Genomic DNA, 1,351 nt, shown 5'->3' with positions numbered 1-1,351 from the left:
GAGAAGCTGGCGTCGTCTCGATGGCCACAACCAGTTGCCAAAACTCGTTGTCGGTGTGACATTCAATGATGGGATCGAGGTCATCGCCAAGCCGACCGACCGTCAGCCCATAACCGCCGCCGCCTGACCGGCTCCGGCCGTCACCAAAATTTGGCGATAGCTCCGAAAAAGCTCGTTCACAGTGTTTGCGCCGGCCCCGAACTCGGACGTGTTCGATCTAGCGTAAAGAAGGCCGCCATTCTGCTCGAGGCGGTCAACCATAATACAACTTGGTTGGGACATTATCCTTAAAGATGCGCGAGCCTTGGGTATTGCGCACACCGGCAACGTCAATCAGATCTTTGATGGGTACGGGCAAAGCCGGCCAGGAGACCGCGCCCGCTGAGTGGCTGCTGCATCAGTGCGCGCGCATGATTGCGCGCCCGATCAAAACACAAGATCGGCAGCGCGTTGAGCTTGCCATCGACTTGTGCAATCCGCTTTTCCAACACATCTAGCAGATCCAGTGGCGCGACTTCGCCATTTCTCAATTTATCGACGATGCCGCAGGCGGTGTCACGGATCAATTCCTGCACTTCAGAACTCCGGTTGCTTTCGATCTATTCTTTACGGCCGGGCTAGAGACGAGTAGTCAAAAAATGCTGCCGGCGCTTCCGGGAAGACACCTAGCCGCTACTGGACTTGCCAGGCTGCGCACTCGTCGCAATTCTCCATAGCCAACCTAGGGCGCCGCCGCCCGTTCACGATTCACCTCAATCTAGCCCTGCGCGCCAGCCCCTATTCATCTGCCGCCGAGAGAGTGTACGGCCTCACGCAGAATCGGAAACGTGAAGAACTCGTCGAACCGCGCATGGATCCGGCAAAGTCTTACACACTTTTGCAGGACTCCACCGGATCCTCCGAAGGTGATTGCATTGCCGTCACGACCGCCGACTCGACGGCGCCCCGGGGCAGTCCGGGAGTTCGGCGTGAAAATTCGACGATGAAGCACTTGCGAAGGCGTATACACCCATTGATAGTAGTTCACCGGAAAGCGCCTCCATAGACGGCAAATGAACCGAACCATTCAGACGTTTATCGATCGGCTAATTGAGAGCAGAGACCAGACTGCTCTGCGGCAAAGTATGGCGGACGTCGCCAAAGCTCTGCGCCTATCTTCGTTCGCCTACCTCGGGCTCTCGAAGAAGGAAGGCGACGTTCCGAAGCTGATTTCAACATACCCGCCCGGCTGGACTACGCGTTATTTGCAACGCCGCTACCAAGAGCTGGACCCTGTGGTCCGTCAAGCAATCATTCATGCTCGACCGTTTCGGTGGGGGCCCGGATTCGGACCGCCAATTTGCTCGGACTC

At 57.1% G+C, this 1,351-nt stretch carries 1 protein-coding gene and 1 pseudogene; one reads left to right on the top strand and one right to left on the bottom strand.

Annotated elements, in window-relative coordinates; translation table 11 throughout:
- Window positions 1-153 precede the first annotated feature (153 nt).
- A pseudogene (locus IVB36_RS26295) lies at window positions 154-575 on the bottom strand (amidase family protein); the annotation flags it as partial.
- Between the two features lie 477 nt (window positions 576-1,052).
- Here IVB36_RS26295 and IVB36_RS26290 point away from each other — a divergent pair.
- Window positions 1,053-1,351: autoinducer binding domain-containing protein (locus IVB36_RS26290; RefSeq protein ID WP_247393489.1), on the top strand; the 299-nt coding region annotated here is incomplete at its 3' end.

Source organism: Bradyrhizobium sp. 35 (genome assembly GCF_023073215.1).
GTDB classification, from domain to species: domain Bacteria; phylum Pseudomonadota; class Alphaproteobacteria; order Rhizobiales; family Xanthobacteraceae; genus Bradyrhizobium; species Bradyrhizobium canariense_D.
This window is presented reverse-complemented; position numbering and strand designations above follow the sequence as displayed.